We start from the raw sequence: 2,230 nt of genomic DNA, 5'->3' as shown, positions 1-2,230 counted from the left end.
GCGGTCAAGCGCGCTCTGGCCAGATGACCCGGATGAGTCCACCAGCAGCCTGTTGCCGCTGATTCCCTGGTTGAGCACGCCGATGGTGCGCCCGGAGTTCGCCAGCCGGACGGCCAGGTCGTTGGGCCAGCGCTCGTTGGCGTCCGTCGTAGATGCGTAGCCGTCGGTGATCGAGGCGCCAAATGTCACCACGGCGCCCTGCGCGGCGGTGTTCTGCACGTTCAGGTTGGTCAGGAAAAAGTAGCTGTTGGTCGTCTGGGCGCCGGACAGGGTCCCGTTGCCGCTGACGTCTCCTGACGCGATGTAGCTGGTCGCCGTGCCCTGCGCGTGGTACGTCGATGCGCCGGTGGATTGCGGCAGGTACATGCTCACGGCGACGTCGGAGAGCGCCGGGACCGATATCGCGACCGCGTCGCTGATGGCCAGCCCGCCGGCCGGAATCGTGATCGAGGTCTGACCGCCGAAGGTGACCGTGTGATCGGAGCCCGACACGGTGGTGGACCCGGATGAGCGCAGCGCGACGTGCACGTCGGCGACGACCAGCGGCGCGCTGCCGAAGACATTAGACACCTGCACTTGTGCGGAGGTGCCGCCGATGCTGGTATGCACGATCTGGCGCAACGTCTGCTGGCTGAACGACTGGCCGCCGCTCTCCGGTGATACTGACCAGGTGCCCGTCCAGGGGGTGCTCGCAGCCGCGCTCTTCACCGCGAAGGCGCTGCCGGCCGCCGTGATCAAGGCAGCACACACGATGGCAACGCCCATCATGGTAAGCAGTCTCTGCTTTCTCATCGCCACTCCGATTGGGTGAGTACTTCGTTAAGCGTCCGCCGCAGCTTTCAGGCTGCGTGTCAGGACGTCTCAGTCGAGCTGGATGATCGCGGCGCTGCCCGCGGGCAGCGTGACGGTGGCGGTCTGGTTGCGGACGGAAACGGGAGTGGACCGCGGCGGCAGGAAGGTGCCGTGCGGGCCGACCTGCCGTCCGCCCAGCGTGATGTCCGTCGTCGCCGCCAGGCCGGCCGAGGACGAGGTCGTCAGCGCGGTGAGTCGCCCGGACCGGAAGTTGCCGCCGAGGTTAAGCGTGACTGTGGTCGCGCCGTTGGTCGCTGGGTCCTGGACGTCGTCGAGCACGACGGTCAGGCGGTGGCCGTGCCTTACTGCGTAGGCGCGCACACTTGCCGCGTCAGGGTTGTCCAGTGCGGCAAAGCGGCCAGCGCCCACGAGTTCGGTCGCGAGCATGCCGTAGTAAATCGGCCGGGCGGTTAGGTCGCCGGTCGTGGGGCACAGCGGGGTGTACGGGTCGCAGCCGACGGCGTTCGTGCCGCCCATGAAGTCGGCGCTGACGATGCCCTGCTGCGCGATCAGCAGACTATAGTCCAGTGCCCACAGCGCTGACGCGAACGCGTCGCTTACCCCGGGGGTGCCAGCGCAGACCGTCGAGTTGGTCTCGGTCATCGCCGCCGGGACGCCCAGTTGGGCGGCCGCGCTGAGTGCGGCTTGCGCGTTGGCGGTCTCGTACTGCACCGAGCCGGTGCCCAGCAGTTCCGGTATGGTCGCGGTCGAAGTGCCGCAGGCGCTCGTGGGGTAGGTGTGGTCGGAGATCTCGGTGACGTCCGGGTGGTCGGCCTCGAGCGCGGCGAACGCGCCGAGCCACGAGCTGTGGTTGGTCTCGGCGTCGGGTCCGGTGATGCCCACGCCGGGTACGGCCTGCTCGATTGCGGCGACGTAGGACTCGAAGTCGGCGTAGTACGCGGCGACGCTGCTGTAGTAGAAGTTCGGCTCGTTGCCGATCTCGATTGCCAGCAGCGAGTCGCCGAAGATCTGCCGCGCGTACTTCGCCTCGTCCGCGGCCCTGGCCGGGTCAGGGTGCTTGAGGTTGACGGCTAGGATCACCTTCCAGCCGGCGCCTCGCACGATGGTGGCGAGCTGGTGCAGCTTGTCCGGGGTGATGGTGCCACTGGTCGCCCAGGACGGCGCGGGCTCGCCGGCTGAGGTCCAGAAGGTGGTGTCGCCAGAGTTGCCGCCTATGCGGATCACCCCGGTGCGGCCGAGCGTCCGCAGGTACCCGCCGAGGTCCGTGCTCGCGTAGTTGTCCTGGGCGACCGTGGCCGCCCCGAACGAGAGGCCGATGAACCCGGAGTGCAACTGATTGCCGAGCTGGTCCGGGTGCACCGTGATCGACAGGCTGTCGGCCGAGGCGCTGTCAGCGGGCGCGATGGCGGTGGCGTGG

General features: G+C 68.3%; 1 protein-coding gene and 1 pseudogene. Both read right to left on the bottom strand.

Annotated features, from left to right (window positions below; all coding sequences use genetic code 11):
• Positions 1–792: pseudogene (locus VGG53_RS10460) on the bottom strand (SGNH/GDSL hydrolase family protein); the annotation flags it as partial.
• 69 nt (positions 793–861) lie between these two features.
• A partial coding sequence (locus VGG53_RS10455) for a glycosyl hydrolase family 79 C-terminal domain-containing protein (protein WP_331517986.1) occupies positions 862–2,230 on the bottom strand: 1,369 nt, incomplete at its 5' end.

The organism is Mycobacterium sp. (assembly GCF_036490025.1).
Taxonomy (GTDB): domain Bacteria; phylum Actinomycetota; class Actinomycetes; order Mycobacteriales; family Mycobacteriaceae; genus Mycobacterium.
Note: the sequence above shows the minus strand (reverse complement) of the source record. Positions and strands in the feature narration are given on the sequence as shown.